Origin of the sequence: Streptomyces sp. NPDC021115 (genome assembly GCF_044333065.1) — a bacterium.
Taxonomy (GTDB): domain Bacteria; phylum Actinomycetota; class Actinomycetes; order Streptomycetales; family Streptomycetaceae; genus Streptomyces.
In genome coordinates this window covers 99,523-122,872 of the sequence record NZ_JBIRQF010000012.1, presented here as the reverse complement: position 1 = coordinate 122,872, position 23,350 = coordinate 99,523, and the positions used below count along the sequence as shown (strand labels likewise).

Below are 23,350 nucleotides of genomic sequence, written 5' to 3'. Positions count from 1 at the left end.
CCCCTCGTCACCGGAACGTCGTCGGAACGCCCAGACCGTACGCGGGACCACCCCGTCGGTGTCAAATAATCGACCGTGCGGTACACTCCAATGACCTGGGAATGACCAGAACAGCTGCCGAGGTTGGGCTGACCATGACTCAGAATCCGGCACCTCGCCCGCTGTCCGACGCCGCCGCCTCCGCGCTGCTCGCCGCCCAGCAGTTCGGCACGCTCGCCACCGTCAAGCGCAGCGGCCATCCCCACCTGACCACGATGGTCTACGGCTGGGACCCCGAGGCCCGCATCGTGCGGTTCTCCACCACGGCGGATCGCGTCAAGGTCACGCACCTGAGACGCGAACCACGGGCGGCGGTGCACGTGCAGGGCGGGGACCCGTGGTCGTTCGCCGTGGCCGAGGGCGAGGCCGAGATCTCCGACGTGACGACGGCACCGGGTGACGCGGTCGGGCGCGAGCTGCTGGCGATGCTGCCGGAGGGCGCGAAGCCGGAGGACGAGGGCGCGTTCCTGGAGCAGCTGGTCGCCGAGCGCCGGGTGGTGATCCGGCTGAAGGTGGACCGGCTGTACGGGACGGCGCTGGACTTCGGCAACGCCTAAGGCGCGGCGGTGATCGTGGCGGGCATCGGGCCGTCCGGGCGGACCGTGATGCCGAAGGCGGTCGCCGTCGGCGTGGCCTGGAACACCGGGGTGAAGGCGGGCAGCAGATGCCGCAGCAGCTCCGTCAGCTCCCGCATCGCGAACTGGGCGCCCAGACAGGCCCGGGCGCCCAGCCCGAAGGGGTAGTACGCGCCGTACCGGGACGCGGAGGAGCGGTCCGGCACCGCGAACCGCGACGGGTCGAAGCGCTCGGGGTCGGGCCACAGGGCCGGGTCGCGGTGGGTGAGGTAGGGGCAGACGAAGATGTCGGTGCCCGCCTCGATCCGGTAGCCGGTGAGGGTGTCGTCCTCAGTGGCGTGGCGGGGGAGCAGCCACGCCGACGGGTAGAGCCGCAGGGTCTCGGAGGCGAGGGCGCGGAGGGCGGTCTCGCGCTCCGCCGACCCGGCGGGGCCCGCGTCGAGGGCCCGGCGGCGGGCTTCGGGGTGGCGGTCGAGCAGCAGGTACAGCCACGACAGGGTCGTGGCCGTGGTCTCGTGTCCGGCGGTCAGCAGCGTGACCAGCTCGTCGCGGATCAGCTGGTCGGTGTATTCGGGGCGGGTCTCCCCCGCCTCCACCAGGACGCGCAGCAGGCCGGGGCCCTCCGGCCCCGCCTCGCCCCGGCGGGCGGCGGCGATCGCGTGCTCGGCGACGGCGTCGATCCGCGCGAGGTCCGTGGCCACGGTGGCGCGCAGCGCGGCGAGGTCGGCCGAGGCGGAGGGGGTCGAGGGGAGGGCGGCGCCCACCGCCGCGACGGCGCCGAGTTCGCGGTTGGTGTCCTCGTCGAGGGGGTGCCCGGTGAGGGAGCGCCAGATGGTGTCGAGGGCGAAGAAGCGCATGTCCTCGGCGACGTCGGTCGGGGCGCCGGTACGGGCGGCGGCCGCCCAGCGGTCGGCGGCCCGGCGCGCGGCGGCCGCGATGCACTGCTCGTAACGGCGGATGCCCGCGCCGGTGAACTGGGCCTGGAGCAGCCGCCGTTGCTGCTTCCACGGCTCCCCGCTGGCCGAGAGCACCCCGTCACCGACGAGCACGCGCGCCCGGTGGGAGCGCTTGACGTAGCGGTCGGGGTGCAGCGCGAGGACGTGCCGCACCGCGTCCGGATCGGTGACCAGCACCGTGGGGCGCGGCCCGAGCCGTACGCCGCTGACGCCGCCGAGTTCGCGCGCCAGGGTCAGCAGGTCGACCACCGCTCCCGACGAGGCGCGCCATCGCTCGACGGCGGAGGAGTCGAGTAAGGGGACGGGGATGCCTTGCGGGGCTGTGGTGGCCACGGTGTCCTCCGGCTGGCTCGGCGACGGCGCATATCGACGCACGCGCGTTGACGCATGCAACGACGCACGCATTGACGGACGCCCGGAACAACGACGGTGTTCCCCGCCGATCACTACCCGCCGAGCGCCGCCCGCGCCACCGCCAGATCCGCCACCAACCGCTCCTCCACCGGAACGCTACCGTCCGAGTACTGTCCTGACAGGCATACGGGACCCGCGTAACCCAGCTCCACCAGCTGGGACAGGACCGCCGACCAGTCGGACATGCCCTCCCCCGCCGGTACGAACCACGGCTTCCAATCCCCGCCCGCATAGAACGCGTTCTTGAGGTTTACGATCCCCAGCCGCCCCGCCACCAGCGGCAGCGTCACCCTCGGATCGTCCCCCGCCAGCGCGTCGTGCGCGGCGTCCCACACCACCTGGAAGTGCTCGTCCGGCAGCCCGTCGAGCAGGTTCAGCACGCCCAGCGCCGACGCGACGAACCGCCCGTGGTGCGGCTGCACCCCGACCCGTACGCCGTACCGTTCCGCCAGCGGCGCGGCGGCTTCCAGGCGCTGCCGTACGCGGCGTACGGAGGCGGCGTAACCGTCGGGGCCGAGTTCGGCCATGACGCGGATCATCGGCACGCCCGCCGCGCCGCACGCCGCGAAGACCCGCTCCCCGAGGTCGCCCGCGACGCTGATGACCTCCACACCCTCGGCCCGCAGCCGCTCGGCGAAGGCGGGCAGCAGCCGTTCGGCGTCCACCGGGGTGATGTACGCGGTGTCCCGGACGGGGACTTCCGCGCCGGAGAAGCCAAGACCCGCGACGAGCGGGCCCAGTTCCTCTCCCGGCAGCCGGGACCAGGGCTTGGTGAAGACGGACCACAGGATTGTCATGGGTTCAGCGGCCTCCGAGTCCGCTCATGGTGATGCCGCGCACGAACCACCGCTGGGTGAGGAAGAAGATCACGATCAGCGGCACGGTGGTGATCGTGGCCGCCATCAGCAACAGGTTCCACTGGGTGCCGTTGGTGGACTGGAACACCTGGAGGCCGACCGACGCCGTCCTCGTCGCGTCACTGTTGGATATGACCAGCGGCCAGAGCAGGTTGTTCCACTGGGTGATGAACTTGAAGACGGCCAGGGTGGCGATCGCCGGTACGGCCAGCGGGATGATCACGCGGGTGAACGCCTGCCAGCGGTTCGCCCCGTCCAGGCGCGCCGCGTCCTCGTAGTCCCGGGGGATGCCGAGGAAGAACTGCCGGAGCAGGAAGACCCCGAGCGCGGTGAAGGCGTGCGGCAGGATCATGCCCGGCCAGGTGTCGACGCCGTGCGCCTTGGCCACCAGGATGAACTGCGGGATCAGCGTGACCTGCGACGGGATCATCAACGTGGCGAGGTAGACCCCGAACAGGACACCGCGGCCGGGGAACCTGAGCCGGGCGAAGGCGTACGCGGCGAGCGCCGCGGTGGCCGTCTCCAGGATCGTCGTCCCGCCCGCGAAGATGACGGTGTTGACCAGGTAGCCGCCGAGCGGGACCAGGTCGAAGGCGCGGCTGATGTTGTCGAAGTGCCAGGTGCTGGGCCAGAACGACGGCTGCGCGGCCATCGACTCGGCGTCGGACTGGAACGCGACGAGCACCATCATCACGATCGGGGTGAGCGTGACCGCGGTGACCAGGAAGCAGGTGAAGACCAGCAGCTTCCGGCGGTCGGTTCGCGCGACGGCGGGGACGTCAGTTGTCATAGTGGACCAGCCTCCGCTGGAGCAGGAACTGCGTCCCGGTGATCACCGCGATGAACGCGAACAGCACGATCGACTGGGCCGCCGCATAGCCCTGCTCGTAGTTCAGGAACCCCGTTTGGTAGATGTACATGACGAGCGTGGTGGTGTGGACGCCCGGCCCGCCGTTGGTCATGACGAGCGCCTGGTCGAAGACCTGGAACGAGCTGATGACCGACGTGACGACGACGAAGAACATCGCCGGGGAGAGCAGCGGCAGCGTGACGTCCCGGAAGCTGCGCCACGCCGAGGCCCCGTCGACCTTCGCGGACTCGTAGAGCTGCTGCGGGATGGCCTGGAGCCCGGCGAGGAAGATCACCATGCCGAAGCCGAAGCTCTTCCAGACGCTCATCACGATGAGGGCGGGCATCGCCCAGGTGTCCGAGACGAGCCAGGCGGGCCCGTCGATGCCGAAGGCGCCGAGGACGGAGTTGATCAGGCCGCCGTGGGGGATGTAGAGCCAGATCCAGACGAAGGCCACGGAGACGGAGATGGTCGCGTGGGGCAGCAGCAACAGGGAGCGGACGACGGCGATGCGTTTCAGCCCCTGGTTGAGCAGGAGCGCGAGCGCGAGGCTGACCAGCAGGGTCAGCGGCACGGTGACGAAGGTGAAGTAGACGGTGTTGCCGAGCGCCGACCAGAACGTCGGATCGGGGCCGAGCCGCGCGAAGTTGTGCAGGCCGACGAAGCTGGGCGGGCTGAACAGGTTCCAGTCCAGCAGCGAGATCACGGCCGCAGCGAGGACGGGCCCGGCGGTGAAGACCGCGAAGCCGAGGAAGCTGGGCAGCAGGAACAGCCAGGCGGTCAGCGTCTCCGAGCCGCGCCACCGGCGGCGGGGTACGACGGCGGACGGTGGCGCTCCGGGGGCGGCGGTGTGCACCTCTACGGCCATGTTGGTCCTCCCTGAGAGCGACGAAAAGGCGGCGAAAGGGCAGCGAAAAAGCCTCAGGCGTCCTCGGTCGCCTGCCGCACGGCGTCCGCGTGCTGCCGCATCAGCACGTCCAGCTGGGGCGTCAGCCCGCGCACCACGCCCGGGACCGTGACCTCGCCCAGGAACGCCCGCGGCAGGTCCTGGCTCAGCAGCTGCTTGACCCGGTTCCAGTTGGTCGTGACGTCGTACGGGTGCCCGCCGCCGACCGTGCCCGCAAGGATCTGCTGGACGATGCCGAGGTTGGCGGGCGGTGGCTCGAAGGCGCTGCCCGCGGAGAGCCGCGCCGGGTTGTTGCGCCCGGCGCGTGCGTAGATGTCCAGCGCCGCGGTGCTGGTCAGGGTCTTGAGCAGCCGCCACGCGAGGTCCAGGTCCTTGCCCTCGACCCCGGCCGGGATGGCGAAGCTGGAGCCGGAGACGCGCGGGGTGCTGCCCGCTGGTCCGGCTGGGAAGGGCACGATGTCCCATTCGAACTTCGCGTCGCGGACGTTGAGCACCTGCCAGGGCCCGTTCTGCATGAAGGCGACGTTGCCCTGGAGGAAGTTGGCGACGGCGTCCTCGGTGACCAGGTTGCTGATCGGCGGGGTGACGCGGTCCCGGACGAAGAGCCCGACGAGGTAGTTGATGCCGTCCATCGACTCGGGGCTGTCCAGCGCGGAGGCGTTCTGGCGCTTGTTCATGACGTTGCCGCCCGCGCTGTAGATCCACGAGATCAGGTCGTCGATCAGCGGCGCGCAGGTGAACCCGTACTGCCCCTTCGGCCCGCTCAGCTCGATCGCCAGTTCACGGAAGGCGTCCCACGTCATCGGCTCGGTGCGGGACGGGGGCGCGATACCGGCCTTGTCCAGCAGCGTCTTGTTGTAATAGAGCACCGCCGGGGCCACATCGAAGCCGATGGCGTACGTCTTGCCCGCGAAGGACGAGATCGACCGGCTGGCGGGATAGAAATCGTCCGGGTCGAAGTCCGGGTCCCGGGCGATCAGGTCGTCCAGCGCCCGATGGGAGCCGCGGGCTGCGTACGTGGGGATCATCCAGCCGTTCAGCGCGGTGACCAGGCTGGCCGTCCCGCTGACGAGTTGGAGGTCCAGCTTGGTCGCGTACCCGGCGGACGGGGTGAGCGTGGAGACCGACCGGACGTGCATGGTCTTCTCGACGTGGCGGCTGAAGTCGTTCCAGACCTTCAGCTCCTCGGGGCTGCTGGACCACATGGACCACGTGGCGGTGCCCGGCGGCGGGCCGGACGCGCAGCCGCTCAGGACGCCGGTGGCGGCGAGCCCTCCGGCGGCGGCCAGCCCGAGAAAGGAACGACGGGAGGGATGAGAGCGACGGGAGGGAAAAGAGGGACGGGAGTTGGGGGACCTGGAAGACATCGTCGTCTCCTCGCTGGGTCACGGACGGTCAGTCGAAGGCCAGGTCCAGGGACTCGGCACGAATCCGCTCCTCGTCCACCTCGACCCCGAGCCCGGGACCATCGGGAACGGTGGCGACGGCGGAGGTGATCTCCAGTTTGTCGACATAGAGATCCGACAGCAGTTCGGGCCCGTTCAGCTCGGCGGGCAGGGCCAGGTCCAGCTGGCTGAACAGGTGCAGGGCCGCCGCGAAGCCGATACCGCAGTCGGTGAGCCCGCTGGCCAGCACCTCCAGGCCGCCCGCCTGAGCGACATGGGCGCTCTTCAGCGCATTGCGCATCCCGCCCGCCTTGCAGATCTTGACCACGACGAGATCGGCGGCGTCGAGGCGCATCGCCCGCGCCACGTCCGCCGCCGTGAAGCTGCCCTCGTCGATGGCGACCGGCAGGTCGATCAGGCCGCGCAGCCGGTGCAGGGCGAGGGTGTCCGTACTGGGCACGGGCTGCTCGACGCACACGATGCCCGGTACGTCGCGTACGGCGTCCAGCAGCCGCTTCAGCGCGGCGGGCCGGTACGACTGGTTGGCGTCGAGCCACAGCGGCTTGCCCGCGGCGACCTCCGCTACGGCGCTCACAGCCGCCGCGTCGGCGTCGAGGTCCCCGCCGATCTTCACCTTGTACGCGGCGTAGTCCGACGACAGGCGCGCGTGCTCCCGCACCACGGACGGCTCCCCCACGCCGATGGCCGAGCAGAGCGGGATCTGATCCCGCAACGCGCCGCCCAGCAGGGCGTGGACCGGCAGTCCGGCCAGCTTGCCCGCCGCGTCGTGCAGGGCGATGTCCACGGCCGCGCGGGCGAACGGAAAGCCGTTGGAGACGGCGGGGCTGAGCCGCCGGTTCGCCCGGGCGTGGAACAACTCGATGTCGAAGGGGGTGAGTTCGAGCAGGATCGGGGTCAGGTGCCGCTTGATGATGACGGCGATGGTCTCGGCGGTCTCATAACTCCAGCTCGGCAGGGCCCGCTGCTCCCCCCAGCCGACGACGCCGTCCTCAGTGGTGAGCCGTACGAAGATCACCGCACCCGCCTGGTCAGGACCACCGACCGCCCCGCTCCCCAGCACGAACCGCCGGGCGAAGGGGACGGCCACGGGGAAGACCTCGACGGCCGTGATGCGCGACATGTGCACTCCTCCCGGCCCGCTCAGGCGGCCGTCGGCCAGGCGGCCGGGTCCACGTAACCGGGCCCGCGCACGCCCTTGTCGAGCCAGTCGGCGACATCGGCCAGCACATATCCGGCGAGCGCCAGATGCCCCTCCGCCGTGTCCCCCGCGATATGCGGCGACAGCAGCAGATCCGGGCAGCTCAGCGCGGCGGCGTCGAGCACGGGCGGTTCGGGGTCGAAGACGTCCAGCGCGGCGAGCAGCCTGCCCGCGAGGACGTGTTCCAGCAGCGCGGCCTGGTCGACGGTCGGGCCGCGCGAGGAGTTGACGACGATGGTGCGGTCGGCCATCCGCTCGATGTGCGCGCGGCTCACCAGCCCGCGCGTCTCCGGCAGATCCGGCACATGGAGCGAGACGAACGGGCAGCTCAGCGTCTCGTCGAGCCCGGCCGTACGGACGCCCAGCGCGGCCGCCCGCTCCTCGCTCAGATACGGGTCGTACACCACCACGTCACACCCGAAGGGCGCGAGGAGCGTGATCAGGGCGCGCGCGGTGGAGCTTGCGCCGAGGATGCCGACCGGGCGGCCCGCGAGTTCGCCGCCCCGGAACCCCGTCTGCTTCCAGCCGCCGCCCCGCACGGCCGCGTCGAAGCGGGGCAGTCGGCGGGCCAGGGTGAGCATCGCGGCCAGGCAGTATTCGCCGACCGACCAGGCGATCCGGCCCCCGGCGGAGAAGACCGCGACGCCCTGGTCCAGCACCTTCCGGTCGATGAGCTTCTTCACCGACCCGGCCGCGTGCGCGACCACCTTGGGCCCGCGCCCGCCGGCCCAGATCGACGCGTCCAGATGCGGGGTGCCCCAACTGGTCAGCAGTACGTCGCAGTCGGCGGCCAGCGCGGCCACGGACTCGGGGGTGAGCCCGTCCCCGGCCCAGGTCGCCTCGTAACGGGTCTCGATCAGGCGCCGGGCGTCGGGCCCGCAGACGTCGGCGGCGCGCTCGGGGGTCATGGCAACAGCGAGTGTGGACAACCTGGCTCCTGGGCGGCTGGGCGGTGTCTTGCGCTGATTGCCCATGACGGTAGGACGTGCTGTTATGCGCGTCCAAGCCCGATTTCGCATGGCGCGATACCTTGACGGCATGGACCTTTCGCTGCAACAGCTGCGCGGCTTCGTCGCCGTAGCGGAGGAACAGCACTTCGGTCGGGCCGCCCAGCGGCTCAACATGACCCAGCCGCCGCTGACCCGGCAGATCCAGGCGCTGGAACGGTCCCTGGACGTCGTCCTCTTCGAGCGCACCGGCCGCGGCGCCCGCATCACCGCCGCCGGTCAGGTGCTGCTCGAACACTGCCGGAGGGTCCTGGCGCTGCTCGACGCCGCGCCCGTCGCCACCCGGCACGCCGCCGAGGGCCACACCGGGACGCTGCGTCTGGGCTTCACCGCGATCGGGGCGTACGCGATCCTCGCGGATGTCCTCGGCCTGGTGAAGCGCTGCATCCCGCATGTCGCGGTCGAGCTGTCCGAGCTGGTCAGCCCGGAGCAGTTCACCGCGCTCGGCGATCTACGGATCGACCTGGGGCTCGTACGACCGCCGATCCCGGACGGGTACGCGTCGGTCCTGGTGCACTCCGAGGATCTGGTGCTCGCGGTCCCCGCCGACCATGCGCTCGCCGGGGGCACGACCCCGGTGGCCCTCGCGGAGGTGACCAACAACTACATCGGCTACAGCCCCGAGGGCTCGCGCTATCTGCACGACATCTGCGCCGCGATGGTCGGCGTGGACCGCTACGCCGTCAGTCAGCTGACCTCCCAGGTGCCGACCATGCTGGCGCTGGTGCGGGCGGGTCTTGGCTGCGCGCTGGTGCCGCGTTCGATCATGACGATGGGCGTGCACGGCGTCCGCTACCGCGAACTCGCCGCCGCCGACGCCCACTCCGTCACCCTGCACGCCTGCTGGAGCCCGGACAACCCGAACCCGGCGCTGCACCGCCTGACCGACGCCCTCACCCGCGAGCGGCTGCCCGTCGGTGATCCACGATGACCGAACCCACCGGCACTGTTGGCTCACTGCTCCCTGTCGCCCTCATGCGCCCGGCGGCATGCCCACCCCGAGTACGCGTGTACCTGATACGGGGCGGGTGGGCGCGACCCAGCTTGTCGCCATAGCGACTGGCGCGCTGCTCTCGCGCCGTGCGCCATCCCTCGACCGGAGCCCCGGCCTGCCGACTTCACCCGCGCATTCCGCGCGCAATTCGGCATGACGCCCAGCGAATACCGGCACCGAGCACACCACCAGGGCACAGCGGCATAGGCTGATCCTCGTTCGCACTGTCTGGGGGGGGCATGACCAGTAGGTTCACTGAGTTGGCCATCGACTGCCACGATCCTGAGCGCCTCGCGGCCTTCTGGTGCGCGGTCCTGGACTTCAAGGTGATCGACCGGAGCGAGGGCAAGGTCGAGATCGGCTCATGGGAGCCGACCGTCGAGGAGGTCCGGGCGCGCCAGATGCCGCCCACCCTGCTGTTCATCCGGGTGCCCGAGGGCAAGACCGTGAAGAACCGGCTCCACCTCGACGTCAGTCCGATCGACAGCAGTACCGACGACGAGGTGGCCAGGCTGCTCGGCCTTGGCGCCGCCAAGGTGGACGTCGGCCGGCACCCCGGCCAAAGCTGGGTGGTCATGGCCGACCCCGAGGGCAACGAGTTCGATGTCGTGCGCACCCTGGCGCCGCCCATCTAGACGAGTTGTTCCTCATGTCGCCGGGGTGAAAGCCGCTTCGCCTCAGTCTTGGTCACTAGCAGCTGAAACGGCGCGCTGGACACCGCGGGCACGCAGCCGGGCCCGAGGGCCCCGGCTGCGTGCCCACCGGAACGGTACGTCAGACCACGGCGAGCCGGTCCACCAGCAGCTCCGTCCTCCGCTCGGCGTACTCCGGCGGCAGTCGTCCCGACCGGGCCAGGGTCGCAAGGCCGTGCAGGGCCGACCAGAACACCTCGGTGAACACCCCCGGGTGGACGCCGTCCCCGGCGACCTCGCCGAGGCTCTCCAGCAGGGCGGCGAAGGCGTCCTTCAACGGCTCCGGAGTGTCCTCCCTCGCGAACACCAGGCCGCCGTCGAGCAGGAACATGGCGTCGTAGACCGCCGGGTTGGACTCGGCGAAGTCGAGGTACGCGCGGGCGAGGGCGGTGACCCGGGCGCGCGGCCCGTCCGCGGCGGAGGCCGCGGCCCGCACTGCCGCGGCCATCTCGGTGGCGCCCTCGAGGGCGACCGCACCGATGATCTCGCGCTTGCCACGGAAGTGGCTGTAGAGGACGGGCTGGCTGTACTCGATGCGCTCGGCGAGGCGGCGGGTGGTGACCGCGTCCCAGCCCTGTTGCTCGGCGATTTCGCGGGCCGTCGCCACGATGAGGCGCTCACGGCCCGCCCGTTCGCGCTCCTTGCGTTCCTGTACCGACATGATTCGATTCTATCACCGCTAGACAGGCGAGCGACAGTAGGTCTAGTGTTGCCTCATCATCTAGCGTCGCTAGACCCTGGGAGGGTCATCATGCTCACCGCACTTGAGGTCTTCACCACCGTGGTCGTCGGCCTGATGGTGGGGGTGGAGTTCTCCGTCGCCTTCGTCATCAACCCGATCCTCAGCGCCCTCCCCGAGGACAGCGGCCAACTCGGCCGCGCCCACGGGGGCCGGATGCTCGGCGCCGTGATGCCGGTCTGGTACATCGGCTCGCTCGTCCTCGTCGCGGTCTGGGCCATCACCGGACGGCACCACGACGGCGTCGGCCTCATCGTCACCGCCGGCGCGCTGCTGCTCCTCAGCGTGATCATGTCGCTCCTGCTGCTCGTCCCGATCAACAACCGGAGCAAGACATGGACCCCCGAGAACCGGCCCGCCGACTGGAAGCAGCAGGCCAACCGCTGGGACCGCTTCCACTACGTCCGCGTCGCCGTCATCATCGCCGCCTTCACCCTGCTCGTCGCCGCCCTCGCCTGAGCCCGCGGGCGGCACCGCACCGGTGGCGCCTACCGCGCGCCGACCCAGCCGCGGTAGGCGTCCACGTCGACGTTGCTTCCGCACACGATGGTGACGACGTGCCGTCCCGCGAAGCGGTCGCGGTCTTCGAGGATCGCCGCGATGCCGAGCGCGGCCGACGGTTCGACGACGAGACCGGCCTGGTCCAGGAGCATCCGCATACCGGCGATGATCGACGCCTCCTGGACCAGAACGGCGTCGTCGGCGACCACGAGGAGGTCGTCCAGGACGGCCGGGATGGGACGACGACCGGCCACGCCGTCGGCGATGGTGTCGGTCGAGTCGGTGGTGACGACGCGCCGCCCGCGCCACGAGCGCGTCATCGCCGGTGCGCCCAGCGGCTGGACGCAGATCACCTCGACATCGGGGGCCAGAGCCTTCATCACATGGCCCACGCCGGTGGCCAGCGCCCCGCCGCCGAGGGCGATCAGGACGGTGTCGAACGACGGCGCGGTGGCCACCAGCTCCAGGCCGATGGTCGCCGCGCCCTCGCAGGTCTCGATGTCCAGGCTGTCTTCGACCAGCCGTATGCCGTCGTGTCGCGCGATGGCCGCCGCCCGCTCGCGGGCCATCTCGTGGTCGCCGTCCACCAGTTCCAACCTGGCGCCCAGCGCGCGGATGCGATCCAGCTTGGCCACGGTCGCGAAGCGGGATGCCACGACGGTCACATCGAGCCCCCGGTCGCGACCGGACCACGCCAGGGCTTGACCGAGATTGCCCGCGCTGGCGCACACCACGGCTCGCGAGCCACCACCGTCGGCGAGCGCGCTCGCGACGACCTCGGTGCCACGGGCCTTGAAGCTGCGGACCGGGTTCGCCGTTTCGAGCTTGATGCTCACCGCGCACCCGAGGCGGGGCTCCAGCGCCTCGCAGCGGTACAGCGGAGTATCGAGAAAAATCGGGTCGATGACCCGGCGAGCCGCCCGGATCCGATCAGTGTCGAGGCGCGTCTCCTGCACGACACAGCAGCGTAGCCGCCCACCCGGTCAACCGATCGCTGCCGTCCACTCCTCGACGCTCGTCACCTCGGCCTGGCGCGGGAACACCTTCTCGGTGAGCACCCGGTGCACCTCCTCGTCGGCGTCGGCGCAGCCGTCGGCCAGCACGGTGAGCCGGTAGTCGAGGTCGGCGGCCTGGCGCAGCGTGGACAGCACGACGCCGCTGGTCGCGACGCCGGTCAGAACGAGATCGGTGATGCCCTGGGCCCGCAGGACCATCTCCAGATCGCTGCCCGCGAAGGCGCTGATCCGCTTCTTGGTGATCACGGTCTCGTCGGTCCGGGGCGCCACATCGGGGTGGATGGCGGCACCCGGGTCCCCGGGCGTGAAAGCGCCGGACGCGCCCAACGCGCTGAACGCCATGTTGCGCTCCGACACCTCCGGATGCCCGGACCGGAAGCCGACCACGACGTGCAGGACCGGAATCCCGGCGCCGCGCGCGGCGTCCACCGCGCGGGTCAGGCGCGGCACGTAGTCGGCGGTGGCGATGCGGCTCACGATGCCGTTCTGGATGTCCATCACGAGCAGTGCGGTGTTCGACACGATCAAGCCTTTCAGCGTGAGGAGGGAGAGTCGGCCCCGATCCGGCCCAGCGACCGGTCAGCGACCGTGATCGCCAGGAACAGCACGGCGACGGCGAGCATGAACCAGGCCAGGCCGTGCAGGCCGACGGTGTTGGCGCGGGCGCCGAAGAAGACGCCGTTGGCGCCCGAGGCGACCATCGCGCCGAGGTAGAGGAAGGTGCGGAGCAGCCCCGCCGAGGAGCCCATCCGCTCGGGGTCGGCCTGGTGGTAGACGGCGTTCTGGAGGGCCAGGTTGTTCAGCCCCTGCGGTACGCCGCACACGACCGCGACGGCGATCAGCATCCACACCGGGCTGTGCGATCCGAGCGTGAGCACCATGAGGCATACGGCGATCTGCCCGACCGCGCCGACGAGGAGCTTGCCGCGCACGGCGGCGCGGCGCCCGGTGGCGGTGGACACCACGATCGCGGCCAGGAACAGCGGCAGTTGCGCGAGCCCCGCCTGCGACGCGGTGAGCCCCCGCCCCTCCTGGAGCCACTGGGTGTACCCGTACAGCATCACGTACGAGACGATGGCGACGAGCAGCATCCGGGCGTACGTCAGCAGCAGCGGTACGTTGCCGCCGAGCACCCGCAGATCGATGAACGGTTCGGCCACCCGCAGCTCCCGCACCGCGCACCCGGCGCCCGCCAGCACCATGAGCACCGGCAGATACCAGCGGTCGGCGCCCGGTTCCATCAGGAACAGCAGCAGCGAGACGAGCATCCCGGCGAACAGCACCATGCCGACGAGGTCCAGCCCGGCCCCGGTCCGCTCTTCCTTATCGCGCAAAGGTGCCGACTTGGGCAGTCGCCGGGCCCCCAGGATCAGCCCGGCGGCGGCCAGCGGAAGGTTGACGGCGAAGGTGGTACGCCAGCCGCCGAGACCGATCAGCAGCCCGCCCAGGGACGGCCCGATGACGGCGACGGTCTGGTTGGCCACGGCCAGCGCGGTCAGCACCCCGGCCGGGCTCTCCTGGCCCGTACGCCGGGCCTCGCTGCGGATGAGGTACATCGAGGCCGGATAGCCCGCGCAGGTCCCGAACCCGAGCACTACCCGCGCGACGATCAGCGTGCCCAGGTTCGGCGCGAGGACGCCGATGAGCCCCGACAGCCCCGTCAGCGCCGAACCGGCGAGGAACAGGCGGCGCGGCCCGTACAGGTCGATCAACCGGCCCACGACCGGCTGGCCTATCGCGGTGGCCAGGTAGAGCGCCGACACCAGCCAGGCCGTCTGCGCGGGCGGGGCGCCGAAGGCGGCGCCGATCGGCACCAACGACACGGAGACGATGGAGGAGTTGACCGGGTTGAGGATCGACCCCAGCATCATCGGCGCGAGCAGCCTGCGGTCGAAGCCGCCGCGCGTCTGGGTCCTGGTGGCGCGTTGTATCAGCCGCGAGATCATGCGTCGTTGAGCCGGTCGAGCAGGGCCAGCGAACTGATGATGGCCTGTCGCTCGTCCTCGGTGAAGCCGGTCTCCAGCGACCGGGCCAGCCACTCCTCGCCCGCCCGCCGGTTGTCCTCGATGAAGGCGTGGCCCGCCTCGCTCACCGAGATCACCTGCCGCCGCCCGTCGTCCGGATCGGGCCGCCGGTCGATCAGCCCGCGCTCGTCGAGCACGCCGAGGGTCAGCGCGATGGACTGCGGCCGGACGCGCTCGGCTGCGGCGAGCCCACTGGCCGAGGCCGGTCCGTCCTTGCTGAGCCTGCTGAGCACGGACGTCTGCGTGGGGGTGAGCCCTTCCATGTCGTACGTCTCCCTGAGCCGCCGCCGCAGACGGCCGACGACGACACGGATCTCGTGCGCGGCGCGCACGGAGGACGCGGACATGCCGGGTGAGGTCTCTGCCATGCCTCCACCGTAAAATTCATCAGGCCAGACTGTCCAGTCTTAACTGAACAGTCTGGCCTGTCGTTCTGTTCAGCCGGAATGGCGGACCCGGAAGCGACCGGGGTCCGCCGGATCACGGTCGACGACCTGCACGGGCGGCCACGCCCATTGCCAGACGCCGATGCCCGGCGTGCGGGAGAACCGGATGGGCCCGCGTGTGCCCTCGACGGCCACGCGCGACCAGGACGCGGCGACGCGCGCCCGGTCCACGCCGTGCGTACGCAGCACCTCGGCGAGGACGGTGATCGTGTCGTAGCCCTCGAAGGCGGCGAAGGAGGGCGTGGCGGCCAGCCGCTCCCGCAGGGCCGCCTCGACGCGAGCGCCGAGGGGGCCGAGGCGCGCGGGCAGATAGCGCAGGAACGGGATCGCGGCGCCGTCGCCGCCCAGCAGCGCGGCCCATTCGGGGAACTCCGGCTGCCCGGCCGGAGCGCCGATCATCACCTCGGTGAGACGCGGGTCCCGGCGCACGGCCCTGACGATCGGCACCGCCGGTTCCGGGTGGCCGACCAAGAGCAGCAGGGCTGTCGCGCGATGCGAGACGAGGGCGTCACACACGGCCGTCGGGTCGATGTCGAGTTCGGTGACGGTGCCGCCGCGTGGCACGAGGTGGTCCCGCAGGATGCGGGTCCCAGACGCCCAGTAGACGCTGGGCTGGGCCGCCACGGCGATACGGCGGTGGCCCGCGCCGAGCAGGAAGTCCGCGTAGATCCGCCAGCCGTGGGACTGCGCCGGGGCGAGGCGCGCGACCCATTCCGTCGGCTGCTCGGTGAGCGAGTCGAGCACCGCCGACGAGCAGAGGAACGGCAGCCCGAGGGCATCCGACCTGGTGGCGGCATCGCGAGCGACGACGCTGTGATACTCCCCCGCCACGGCGGCCACGCCCAGACCGTCCAGCTCGTCCACGGCCGCCACGGCCCGCCGTGGATCGGCGGCGGTGTCCCGGACCACCAGTTCAAGTGGCCTTCCGCCGATCCCGCCCGCGTCATTGACGTCGCGGACGGCCAGTTCGAGCCCGGCGAGCAGGTGGTGGCCTGCCTCGGCCCAGCCGGGCCGGGTGAGCGGAGCGAGAGCGCCGATCCGGACGGACCGTGGCGAGTGGTTGACCATGCCGGACATTGCATCCACCGCCCGCGCCCACGGGCAACCGATTATGTGCGCGCTGAGCTGCGGGGCTTCACCGCCACCGCGACCGCGACGGCCGCCGCGGCGCACACGGCGATCGCCAGCGCCATCGGCAGCGCCGCCCCGTTCCCGCCGAGCCCCGCGAGCGGCGCGGCGATGCCGCCCAGCGCGAACTGCAACAGCCCCAGCAGCGCGGACGCCGTCCCGGCCGCCTCCGGATGCCCTGCCATGGACAGCGCCGTGGAGTTCGGCATGATCAGCCCGATGCTCGCCACCAGCGCGAACAGCGACACCAGCACGGCCGCCACGCCGAGCCCGGCGAGTACGGACAGCAGCAGCGCACCGCCCCCGGCCGCGCACAGCGCGAGCCCGGCCCGGAGCAGGGTGTGGGGCGTGTGGCGGCGCAGCAGCCGGGCGTTGCCCTGGCCGAGCAGCATGATGCCGAGCGCGTTGGACGCGAAGACGATGCTGAACTGCTGCGGGTCGAGCCCGTACGTCTTCTGGAGCACGAACGACGACGCCGAGATGTACGAGAACATCGCCGCGAACGCGAAACCGCCCGCCAGCGCGGGCCGCACGAAGTCCGGATCGCGCAGCAGCGCGCCGAAGCTGCGGAACGTCTGCCCGAGCCCGCCCGCGTGCCGCCGCTCCGACGGCAGGGTCTCCCCCACGACGATCACGGTGGCCGCGAGCAGAAGAGCGCCCGTGACGGCGAGGACGAGGAAGATCCCGCGCCAGGACGTGAACCGCATCAGCTGCCCGCCGACGACCGGCGCGAGGATCGGCGCCACCCCGTTGACCAGCATGAGGAGGGAGAAGAAGCGCGCGGCGGCGGCGCCCTCGTAGAGGTCCCGGACGATGGCCCGGCTGATCACGATCCCGGCCGCGCCCGCGAGCCCCTGCACGGCGCGCAGCCCGGTCAGGACGGTGACGTTCGGCGCGAGCGCGCACAGCACGGACGCCGCCATGTACCCGGCGAGCCCGATCAGGAGCGGCACCCTCCGCCCCCAGCGGTCACTGAGCGGCCCGGCGATCAGCTGCCCCACGGCGAGCCCGATCAGGCAGCTGGTCAGGGTCAGCTGTACGCCCGCGTCGGGGACGCCGAAGTCCCGCGCGAGGGCGGGCAGCGCGGGCAGGTACATGTCCAGCGACAGCGGCCCGAACGCGGACAGCGCCCCCAGGACGACGAGCAGCCGCACCCCACGGCGGGACGGGGCCTGTATCGGAGCGGTGGCAACGGTGTCCATGACCAGCAGCGTACCGATATCGCTGACTGCTCAGCAATTGAACAGTCAGTGACTCCCTCGACACTAGACTGCCCTCATGGGCATGGGGACCGACTCGGACAAGCGCACCGCCGCGCAGGCGGCCAGCGGACCACTGGTCCGCGAGTTCGGTCTGCTGCTGAAGGCGGCGACCCACCTTGAGCGGCGCATCAACGCCGCCATGCGGGCGGAGGCCGGGATCGGCCACGTCATGTTCGAGGTGCTGCTGCGGCTGTGCCGTGACCCGGAGGAACAGGTCTCCCAGCGCACCCTGGCCGAGGACGTCATCCTGACCAGCGGCGGGGTCACGCGACTGGTCGACCGCATGGAGACGGCGGGCCTCGTACGCCGGGTACCGTCCCCCGACGACCGCCGGGTGACGCTGGTCGAGCCGACGGAGGAGGGCGAGCGGACGTTCGTCCACGCGGTGGACGTCCACGCCCGCATCGTGGAGCGCTACTTCGTCGCCCCCGTGGCCCCCGACGACCGCCGCCGCCTGACGGCATCTCTCGACCGGATCACGACGGCGCTCCTGGACGACGACGGTCCAGCCCATCCAGAGGACTGAACAGGCTGGACCCCTGGGTCAGTTGTTCGCGGCGAACCCCACGAACGCGTCCCACGCGGTGGCCGGGAACGTCAGCACCGGGCCGGTGGTGTCCTTGCTGTCACGGACGTGGATGGTGTCGGGGCAAGAGGCCACCTCGACGCACTGGCCGCCCTGCGCTCCGCTGTAGCTGCTCTTACGCCACTCCATGGCGACCTCGACGCATTCGCCCCCCTCGGCGCCGCTGTAGCTGCTCTTGAACCAGACCAACTCGCCTATGTCCTTTGTCATAGCTCTTCCAGCACCTTTTCAATGAAGGTCGACGACTCTCCTGGTGTGAGAGCCTGGGCCCGGATGATCCCATGCCGCACAGCGATGGCGTGGACCTCGCCCCGGTCAGTGAGCAGAGTGCCAGACCCTTGAGTTTCGAGATACGCGATCTGCTGACCCCCCTTCGGCACCATCAAGGTGAAGGGCCCATCGACACCGGCGTTGTCCTCCCGGTCCATGGGCATTACCTGGATCTCGACGTTGCGCTTCTCCCCGACGAGGAGCAGATGCTCCAACTGCCCACGCAGAACCTGCTTCCCGCCATACGGCTTCCGCAGCACAGCCTCTTCGATGACGAAGCCCAGGATGGGAGCAGGTCGGGCGTTGAAGATCTCCTGGCGATCCAGCCGTGCAGCGAGGCGCTGCGCGACGGTCTCCTCGTTCAGCAGCGGCCGACGCATCGAGAACACCGCGTGTGCGTAGTCCTTCGTCTGAAGCAGCCCAGGCACCGCCTGGGTAGCGTAGATCTGTAGCTCAACCGCCTCCGCCTCGATCTCCGCCGCATCACGGAAGAACGCCGGATACCGCGCCAGCGCGCACTGCTCCTTCATCGCCTTGAGGAGGCCCCCGGCGGCCAGAACCTCATCGAGCTTGTCGATCAGGTCCGGCTTGGGGATGCGGCGCCCGCACTCCACCGAGGCGATCTGATCCGCGCTGTACCCGACGCGTGCCCCCAGCTCCGCCTGGGTGAGCCCGGCCGCCTCCCTCAACAGCTTCAGCTGCCTGCCGAACCCCCTCAGGAACGCCGACGACTCATCCTTACCCGCCATGTCACCACCCCTACTTCCGCACCCTCGTGTCCGACAGACACTGTCCGTACAGGCGCGCTTACTGGCGAGGCTAGGCACACGACCACCACCCTCGTTGCCATGACGACCGAAAATCCCCCCTCACGGGGTACGACCGAGGGCCAGCTCCCCTCCGTACCCGGCGAGTTCGCCATGCGCTTCACCTCCACCCCGCGCGGTGCGCGGCTCGCGCGGCGGCTCGTATCGCACCGGCTGGCCGCCTGGGGGTACCCGTACGATTCCAGCCCCAACGAGATCACCACGCTGATCGCCAGCGAGCTGTGCGCGAATGCGGTGCGTCACGGACGCGTCCCCGGCCGGGACTTCCACGTACGCCTCACCGCACCCCAGAACGCCACGGGCCCCATCCGTATCGAGGTGTCCGACACCCGTGGCGAGCGGCTGCCCGCGCTCACCACGGCGACGCCGGACGCCGAAACGGGGCGCGGCCTCTTCCTCGTATCGCAGTTCGCCGAGCGGTGGGCCGTTGGGCCACGGCCCAACGGCGGGCCCGGGAAGACCGTTTGGGCTGAGATCGCAACAAAATACGGGGCCGTCACCCCTATGGTTGGCGACCATGGAACAGCGGATGCAAGCCGCCCTGCGCGTGAACATCAGCGCCGAGGCGGATGATGGGGATCTCGCGATCCACGACCTGTACCGATGGCTGCGGCAGGACACGGACGTTCGCGCGCACGCCGATCTGAACATGCTCCCGCACTCCTCGCACGGGAAGCTGGGGATCATCGACCTGGTGGTCAGCCAGGGGCTCGGCTCGCTGAACCTCGGACTGTCCTACGCCGCGTGGCGCGCCGCGCGCCCGGCCGCGCCACCGGTCGTCATCAGCGCCAACGGCCGTTCGATAACGGTGCGCGGGGAGTGCGACGCGGAGACGGTGCGCCGCTTCGTGGAGGCGATGGAGTCCGCGTCCGCCCCGGCGGCGGACGCGGACGACTGACCCGCTCACCCCTTCGCGGCCGTCCGCCGCCCCGCCCGGTGCCGGAGCGGATCACCGTCAGAGCCACTGCCACAGGCAGGCAGCGGCGGGGCCCGAGGCCCCGGCTGCGTGCCTGCCGGGATGGTGTGTCAGACCATGGCGAGCCGGTCCACCAGCAGGTCCACCCTCGACTCGGTGTACTCCGGCGGCAGCCGTCCCGACCGGGTCAGGGTCGCCACCCCGTGCAGGGACGCCCAGAACACCTCGGTGAACAGCCCCGGGTCGACGCCGTCCCCGGCGACCTCGCCGAGGCACTCCAGCAGGGCGGCGAAGGCGTCCTTGAGAGGTTCCGGGGTGTCCTCCTGTGCGTACGCCAGCCCCCCGTCGAGCAGGAACATGGCGTCGTAGACCGCCGGGTTGGACTCGGCGAAGTCGAGGTACGCGCGGGCGAGGGCGGTGACCCGGGCGCGCGGCCCGTCCGCGGCGGAGGCCGCGGCCCGCACTGCCGCGGCCATCTCGGTGGCGCCCTGGAGGGCGACGGCGCCGATGATCTCGCGCTTGCCGCGGAAATGGCTGTAGAGGACGGGCTGGCTGTATTCGATGCGCTCGGCGAGCCGACGGGTGGTGACCGCGTCCCAGCCCTGCTGCTCGGCGAGTTCACGGGCCGTCGCCACGATGAGGCGCTCGCGCTCCGCCCGTTCCCGCTGCTTGCGTTCCTGTACCGACATGATTCGATCCTAGCATCGCTAGACAATAGAGCGAGAGCAGTCTAGCGTTGCCTCATCATCTATCAGCACTAGATGCCAGGGGGTCATCATGCTCAACGCACTCGAGGTCGTCACCACCGTGGTCGTCGGCCTGATGGTGGGGGTGGAGTTCTCCGTCGCCTTCGTCATCAGCCCGATCCTCAACGCACTGCCCGAGGACAGCGGCCAACTCGGCCACGCCCACGGGGGCCGGATGCTCGGCGCCGTGATGCCGGTCTGGTACATCGGCTCGCTCGTCCTCGTCGCGGTCTGGGCCATCGCCGGATGGCACCACCACGGCACCGGCCTCGTCGTCACCGCCGGCGCGCTGCTGCTCCTCAGCGTGGTCATGTCGCTCCTGCTGCTCGTCCCGATCAACAACCGGAACAAGACGTGGACCCCCGAGAACCGGCCCGAGGACTGGAAGGAGCAGATGAACCGCTGGGAGCGCTGGCACTACGTCCGCGTCGCCGTCATCATCGCCGCTTTCGCCCTGCTGGTCACCGCCCTCACCTGAGCCCACGGGCTCACCCGCCCGGTCGCCAGCCGCAACCGCTCGGCCCTGCGCCCGAAGTGCGGCACCGCCACCGCCGTCCACATCCAGGACCCGGACGCCAACACCCTCGAACTCCGCTGGTATCCGCAGGGGGACGCAGGCGCCAGCGCGAACCCGGCCGAGCGCGCCACGCCCCTGTCCGCCCTCCCCGCGCCGGTACGCGACATCTGGCACGCCATCGGCCGCCCTCGCTACGCAGACTCGCAAGGAGAAGAACAATGTCGCTGAAGAAGATCAACACCGTCCTGGCCGCCGCCTTCATCCTCTTCATCCTCTGGTTCGGGACGGAGTTCATCCTGAGACCAGAGACGACGGCGCCGAGCTTCGGCCTGCCGAGCTGGCCGTCCGGCGACGGCGGCGGCTTCCTGATCATCAAGGGAATCCGCGACGTCGTCTTGGCCCTGGTCCTGGGCATCCTGCTGGTGACGGGCCACCGCCGGGCGCTGGGCTGGGTGCTGCTGGTGGAGGCCCTCGCCGCCTACGGCGACATGACCACAGTGCTGACCCACCACGGCTCCGTGGTCACTGCGCTCAGCGTCCACGGTCTGACCGCGACGCTGATGGTGGTCAACGGCCTGCTGATGATGCTCGAGACCCGCAAGGTCGCGGCCGCTCCGGCGGCGCCCGCCCCGCAGCCCGCCTGATCCCATCGGTCCAAGGTGGCCCGGCCCCCGGCCGGGCCGCCTTGGCGCGGTGGCGAGTACGTTGACTCGCGTACGGTGCGCGGGATGGCGAAGCCCGCGGGTAAGGCCCTCTGAGGACCACCGGGCGGGGCGTCGCCACGCCTCGGCATCGCGCTGCTCCCCACTACCGAGCGGCCTAGGCGGTTTCGTTTGGATGCGCTGCTTGTAGGTCTCGCGGTCGAAGGCCGGTGGCCTGCCGCCGCGGCTGCCCCGACGGAGCCGGTGTCCGTGCTGGTCGGCAGGGACGGGGATCACTGCCCGGATGCTGCGCTTGCGTAGGTGCTCGCGGATCGGGCGGGAGGATTATGCCTTGCTGGCCAGGACCAGGTCCGGCCTGGTGCGGGGGCGTCCTCGCCGACGGGGAACGCGCAGTCAACGGCGTCTCCGGCCACGGACCCACTTCGGTCCACGGCCGTGCGTGCCGGGCCGGAGAACGGACAGGCGCCGATGACGCCGCCGGGAGGCCAAGCGTCGTCTGCCTCAGTGCAGTGACGAAGCCGGGCCCGAGGAGCGCAGGCCGCCACGGCTGCTCATCGCTCAGCGTCCCGTTGTGTATCGCTTTCGGCGCTGTCGGTGCTGTCGGCGCTGTCGCTCTCCGCGCTTCCGTGCTCCGCGAGGAACTCTGCAACCCGCTTGTCCTCCGTTCCGCGCCGCGCTATCCGGCGCGCGATCCATGCGGTGCCCCCACCGACGACGAGGACTACGACAGTGATCAGCACGGCGCGGAATACGGTCGACAGCCCGAAGAGCGACGACAACCCCATTCCGATGAACACGCCGAAGACCAGGCCCACAGAGCCCCACACGATCGTGACGGTGTCGGTCAGCTGCCGTTCCGCGAGATGTTTGTCGTAGTAGTCACCCCGGATGAGGTAGCGACCACTGGTGTTGCCGGTGCCGCCGGGCATGCTCATTGCTCACCGCTCCGTACTCGTCGTCCAAGGGCGGTAGTGATTACCGGACCCCGCTGCTCCGGCTGTGATCAGGAGCAGACTCAGCGTCCTGCCCAACTCCTTGTCTTCCACACCTAGTCAGTTTCGTATGGATCAGTCGGTCGTTGGTCCGGGTGTGCCGTTGACTGATGCGCAGGTCGACTTCACCGCCTCCCAACTGGCCCGCCTCGACGGGGCCAGCGCGCCCGAACTCGGCTTCCCGCACGAGCTGACACCCGACCGAGCGTCAGCTACGGGCCGCTCGTCAGGATCGCGCTCGCGACGACGTCGAAAAGATGGTCGGCGCGTGGCGCGAGCGAGGGCTGATCGCTGAGCCACGCGAGCGACCCGCCCAGCGCGAACAGGTCGGTGCCGTCGATGTCGGTCCGCGCCACGCCCTCGGCCTGGGCGCGGGCGAGGAGCCGCGTGCCGGACGCGCGCATCGCGACGCACGAGGCGTGCAGCGCGGACTCCTCGTCCTCGATGGCGGCCACCATCGACGCCACGACGCCGCGGTAGTCGTGCGCGCAGGCGACGAAGTCGCGTAGCCACGACACCAGCGCCTCGTCGGGCGAGCTGGATGTTTCGAGCTCGCCCGCCCGCGCCGCCAACCCATCGAAGCTCGCACGGAGCAACGCGTCGAGCAGCGCCTCGCGCGTCGGGAAGTGGCGGAGCAGCGTCGCGAGCCCCACCTCGGCCTTGCGCGCGATGTCGCGCAGCGAGGCGTCGACACCCTGCTCGGTGATGACGGTGCCCGCGACGGCGAGCAGGTGGTCACGGTTCTTCCTGGCGTCGGCCCTCATCTACCCCTCTTGACCATCTGGACCAGTGATCCGAATAATGTGGACCACTGATCCGGTTA

Annotated in this window: 29 protein-coding genes and 1 pseudogene; 10 read left to right on the top strand and 20 right to left on the bottom strand. The window is 70.7% G+C overall.

The features are described 5' to 3' along the window. Positions 1 to 134 precede the first annotated feature (134 nt). Positions 135 to 596, top strand: coding sequence for a pyridoxamine 5'-phosphate oxidase family protein (locus tag ACH4TL_RS30800; RefSeq protein ID WP_398323132.1), 462 nt, complete (start codon positions 135 to 137; stop codon positions 594 to 596). On the opposite strand, the gene ACH4TL_RS30795 is transcribed toward ACH4TL_RS30800, so the two are convergent. The 7 genes from ACH4TL_RS30795 to ACH4TL_RS30765 all read right to left on the bottom strand — a co-directional run bounded on the left by ACH4TL_RS30795 (position 593) and on the right by ACH4TL_RS30765 (position 8,110). Next, the gene (locus ACH4TL_RS30795) at positions 593 to 1,903 is read right to left on the bottom strand and encodes a cytochrome P450 (protein WP_398323130.1); all 1,311 of its coding nucleotides are present in this window, start codon (positions 1,901 to 1,903) and stop codon (positions 593 to 595) included. The genes ACH4TL_RS30800 and ACH4TL_RS30795 overlap by 4 nt on opposite strands. 113 nt (positions 1,904 to 2,016) lie before the next feature. Then, on the bottom strand, positions 2,017 to 2,781 hold the full coding sequence (locus tag ACH4TL_RS30790; protein WP_398323128.1) for a sugar phosphate isomerase/epimerase family protein: 765 nt from the start codon (positions 2,779 to 2,781) through the stop codon (positions 2,017 to 2,019). Positions 2,782 to 2,785: 4 nt separating this feature from the next. Beyond that, entirely contained in the window at positions 2,786 to 3,631 is an 846-nt protein-coding gene (locus ACH4TL_RS30785; RefSeq protein ID WP_398323125.1) for a carbohydrate ABC transporter permease, read from the bottom strand. Continuing rightward, positions 3,621 to 4,559 (bottom strand): carbohydrate ABC transporter permease, encoded by a 939-nt coding sequence (locus ACH4TL_RS30780; RefSeq protein WP_398323123.1) that lies wholly within the window; start codon positions 4,557 to 4,559, stop codon positions 3,621 to 3,623. Before ACH4TL_RS30780 ends, ACH4TL_RS30785 begins: the two co-directional genes overlap by 11 nt. A 53-nt stretch (positions 4,560 to 4,612) precedes the next feature. Further along, positions 4,613 to 5,965 carry an ABC transporter substrate-binding protein gene (locus tag ACH4TL_RS30775; protein ID WP_398323121.1) on the bottom strand — a complete coding sequence of 451 codons (1,353 nt, stop codon included), beginning with the start codon at positions 5,963 to 5,965 and terminating at the stop codon, positions 4,613 to 4,615. A 28-nt stretch (positions 5,966 to 5,993) separates the two neighbouring features. Beyond that, positions 5,994 to 7,124, bottom strand: a complete 1,131-nt coding sequence (locus ACH4TL_RS30770) for a mandelate racemase/muconate lactonizing enzyme family protein (protein WP_398323118.1) — start codon at positions 7,122 to 7,124, stop codon at positions 5,994 to 5,996. A gap of 20 nt (positions 7,125 to 7,144) precedes the next feature. Further along, the gene (locus ACH4TL_RS30765) at positions 7,145 to 8,110 is read right to left on the bottom strand and encodes a hydroxyacid dehydrogenase (protein ID WP_398425380.1); all 966 of its coding nucleotides are present in this window, start codon (positions 8,108 to 8,110) and stop codon (positions 7,145 to 7,147) included. A 130-nt stretch (positions 8,111 to 8,240) separates the two neighbouring features. On the opposite strand from ACH4TL_RS30765, the gene ACH4TL_RS30760 reads away from it, so the two are divergent. From ACH4TL_RS30760 to ACH4TL_RS30750, 3 genes are all read left to right on the top strand, one after another. Then, positions 8,241 to 9,140 (top strand): LysR substrate-binding domain-containing protein, encoded by a 900-nt coding sequence (locus ACH4TL_RS30760; RefSeq protein WP_398323114.1) that lies wholly within the window; start codon positions 8,241 to 8,243, stop codon positions 9,138 to 9,140. 156 nt (positions 9,141 to 9,296) lie between these two features. Next, on the top strand, positions 9,297 to 9,410 hold the full coding sequence (locus ACH4TL_RS30755) for a helix-turn-helix transcriptional regulator (protein WP_398323367.1): 114 nt from the start codon (positions 9,297 to 9,299) through the stop codon (positions 9,408 to 9,410). A 32-nt stretch (positions 9,411 to 9,442) separates the two neighbouring features. After that, positions 9,443 to 9,838 (top strand): VOC family protein, encoded by a 396-nt coding sequence (locus ACH4TL_RS30750; protein WP_398323112.1) that lies wholly within the window; start codon positions 9,443 to 9,445, stop codon positions 9,836 to 9,838. Positions 9,839 to 9,977: 139 nt separating this feature from the next. Here ACH4TL_RS30750 and ACH4TL_RS30745 read toward each other — a convergent pair whose 3' ends face one another. After that, positions 9,978 to 10,556, bottom strand: coding sequence for a TetR/AcrR family transcriptional regulator (locus tag ACH4TL_RS30745; RefSeq protein WP_398323110.1), 579 nt, complete (start codon positions 10,554 to 10,556; stop codon positions 9,978 to 9,980). Positions 10,557 to 10,646: 90 nt separating this feature from the next. Between ACH4TL_RS30745 and ACH4TL_RS30740 the strand changes: the two genes are divergently transcribed. Further along, positions 10,647 to 11,093, top strand: coding sequence for an anthrone oxygenase family protein (locus tag ACH4TL_RS30740; RefSeq protein WP_398323108.1), 447 nt, complete (start codon positions 10,647 to 10,649; stop codon positions 11,091 to 11,093). A 29-nt stretch (positions 11,094 to 11,122) separates the two neighbouring features. Here the strand turns inward: ACH4TL_RS30740 and ACH4TL_RS30735 are convergent, their stop codons facing one another. The 6 genes from ACH4TL_RS30735 to ACH4TL_RS30710 all read right to left on the bottom strand — a co-directional run bounded on the left by ACH4TL_RS30735 (position 11,123) and on the right by ACH4TL_RS30710 (position 16,951). Continuing rightward, positions 11,123 to 12,091, bottom strand: coding sequence for a threonine/serine dehydratase (locus ACH4TL_RS30735; RefSeq protein WP_398323106.1), 969 nt, complete (start codon positions 12,089 to 12,091; stop codon positions 11,123 to 11,125). A 27-nt stretch (positions 12,092 to 12,118) separates the two neighbouring features. After that, positions 12,119 to 12,673, bottom strand: coding sequence for a cysteine hydrolase family protein (locus ACH4TL_RS30730; protein WP_398323365.1), 555 nt, complete (start codon positions 12,671 to 12,673; stop codon positions 12,119 to 12,121). An 11-nt stretch (positions 12,674 to 12,684) separates the two neighbouring features. Further along, on the bottom strand, positions 12,685 to 14,097 hold the full coding sequence (locus tag ACH4TL_RS30725; RefSeq protein WP_398323104.1) for an MFS transporter: 1,413 nt from the start codon (positions 14,095 to 14,097) through the stop codon (positions 12,685 to 12,687). Next, positions 14,094 to 14,543, bottom strand: a complete 450-nt coding sequence (locus ACH4TL_RS30720; RefSeq protein ID WP_398323102.1) for a MarR family winged helix-turn-helix transcriptional regulator — start codon at positions 14,541 to 14,543, stop codon at positions 14,094 to 14,096. The genes ACH4TL_RS30725 and ACH4TL_RS30720 overlap by 4 nt, the downstream gene beginning before the upstream one ends. A 69-nt stretch (positions 14,544 to 14,612) precedes the next feature. Then, on the bottom strand, positions 14,613 to 15,698 hold the full coding sequence (locus ACH4TL_RS30715) for an ABC transporter substrate-binding protein (protein ID WP_398323100.1): 1,086 nt from the start codon (positions 15,696 to 15,698) through the stop codon (positions 14,613 to 14,615). Positions 15,699 to 15,730: 32 nt separating this feature from the next. Then, positions 15,731 to 16,951 carry a Bcr/CflA family multidrug efflux MFS transporter gene (locus ACH4TL_RS30710; RefSeq protein ID WP_398323098.1) on the bottom strand — a complete coding sequence of 407 codons (1,221 nt, stop codon included), beginning with the start codon at positions 16,949 to 16,951 and terminating at the stop codon, positions 15,731 to 15,733. A gap of 76 nt (positions 16,952 to 17,027) precedes the next feature. Here ACH4TL_RS30710 and ACH4TL_RS30705 point away from each other — a divergent pair, with 76 nt between their 5' ends. Continuing rightward, positions 17,028 to 17,537: a MarR family winged helix-turn-helix transcriptional regulator gene (locus ACH4TL_RS30705; RefSeq protein WP_398323096.1), complete on the top strand. Its 510-nt coding sequence runs from the start codon at positions 17,028 to 17,030 to the stop codon at positions 17,535 to 17,537. A gap of 18 nt (positions 17,538 to 17,555) precedes the next feature. Here the strand turns inward: ACH4TL_RS30705 and ACH4TL_RS30700 are convergent, their stop codons facing one another. Together ACH4TL_RS30700 and ACH4TL_RS30695 are read right to left on the bottom strand one after the other, a co-directional pair. After that, positions 17,556 to 17,807, bottom strand: coding sequence for a DUF397 domain-containing protein (locus ACH4TL_RS30700; RefSeq protein ID WP_398323094.1), 252 nt, complete (start codon positions 17,805 to 17,807; stop codon positions 17,556 to 17,558). Next, positions 17,804 to 18,616: a Scr1 family TA system antitoxin-like transcriptional regulator gene (locus tag ACH4TL_RS30695; RefSeq protein WP_398323092.1), complete on the bottom strand. Its 813-nt coding sequence runs from the start codon at positions 18,614 to 18,616 to the stop codon at positions 17,804 to 17,806. Before ACH4TL_RS30695 ends, ACH4TL_RS30700 begins: the two co-directional genes overlap by 4 nt. A 99-nt stretch (positions 18,617 to 18,715) precedes the next feature. Here ACH4TL_RS30695 and ACH4TL_RS30690 point away from each other — a divergent pair, with 99 nt between their 5' ends. Next, the gene (locus ACH4TL_RS30690) at positions 18,716 to 19,267 is read left to right on the top strand and encodes an ATP-binding protein (RefSeq protein WP_398323090.1); all 552 of its coding nucleotides are present in this window, start codon (positions 18,716 to 18,718) and stop codon (positions 19,265 to 19,267) included. Continuing rightward, positions 19,212 to 19,592, top strand: a complete 381-nt coding sequence (locus ACH4TL_RS30685) for a hypothetical protein (RefSeq protein ID WP_398323088.1) — start codon at positions 19,212 to 19,214, stop codon at positions 19,590 to 19,592. Before ACH4TL_RS30690 ends, ACH4TL_RS30685 begins: the two co-directional genes overlap by 56 nt. 128 nt (positions 19,593 to 19,720) lie before the next feature. Here ACH4TL_RS30685 and ACH4TL_RS30680 read toward each other — a convergent pair whose 3' ends face one another. Continuing rightward, entirely contained in the window at positions 19,721 to 20,299 is a 579-nt protein-coding gene (locus ACH4TL_RS30680; protein ID WP_398323086.1) for a TetR/AcrR family transcriptional regulator, read from the bottom strand. A gap of 88 nt (positions 20,300 to 20,387) precedes the next feature. Between ACH4TL_RS30680 and ACH4TL_RS30675 the strand changes: the two genes are divergently transcribed. Further along, positions 20,388 to 20,834, top strand: a complete 447-nt coding sequence (locus tag ACH4TL_RS30675) for an anthrone oxygenase family protein (protein ID WP_398323083.1) — start codon at positions 20,388 to 20,390, stop codon at positions 20,832 to 20,834. A 257-nt stretch (positions 20,835 to 21,091) separates the two neighbouring features. Further along, positions 21,092 to 21,517: a DUF4267 domain-containing protein gene (locus ACH4TL_RS30670; RefSeq protein ID WP_398323081.1), complete on the top strand. Its 426-nt coding sequence runs from the start codon at positions 21,092 to 21,094 to the stop codon at positions 21,515 to 21,517. 195 nt (positions 21,518 to 21,712) lie between these two features. Here ACH4TL_RS30670 and ACH4TL_RS30665 read toward each other — a convergent pair. The 3 genes and pseudogenes from ACH4TL_RS30665 to ACH4TL_RS30655 form a co-directional block, all read right to left on the bottom strand. Continuing rightward, positions 21,713 to 21,928 (bottom strand): annotated as a pseudogene (locus tag ACH4TL_RS30665) (IS5/IS1182 family transposase); the annotation flags it as partial. Positions 21,929 to 22,086: 158 nt separating this feature from the next. Beyond that, a complete protein-coding gene (locus ACH4TL_RS30660; protein ID WP_398323079.1) occupies positions 22,087 to 22,470 on the bottom strand; it encodes a hypothetical protein in 384 nt (127 codons plus the stop codon). A gap of 269 nt (positions 22,471 to 22,739) precedes the next feature. Continuing rightward, the gene (locus ACH4TL_RS30655; RefSeq protein WP_398323077.1) at positions 22,740 to 23,291 is read right to left on the bottom strand and encodes a TetR/AcrR family transcriptional regulator; all 552 of its coding nucleotides are present in this window, start codon (positions 23,289 to 23,291) and stop codon (positions 22,740 to 22,742) included. Between the last annotated feature and the right edge of the window lie 59 nt (positions 23,292 to 23,350).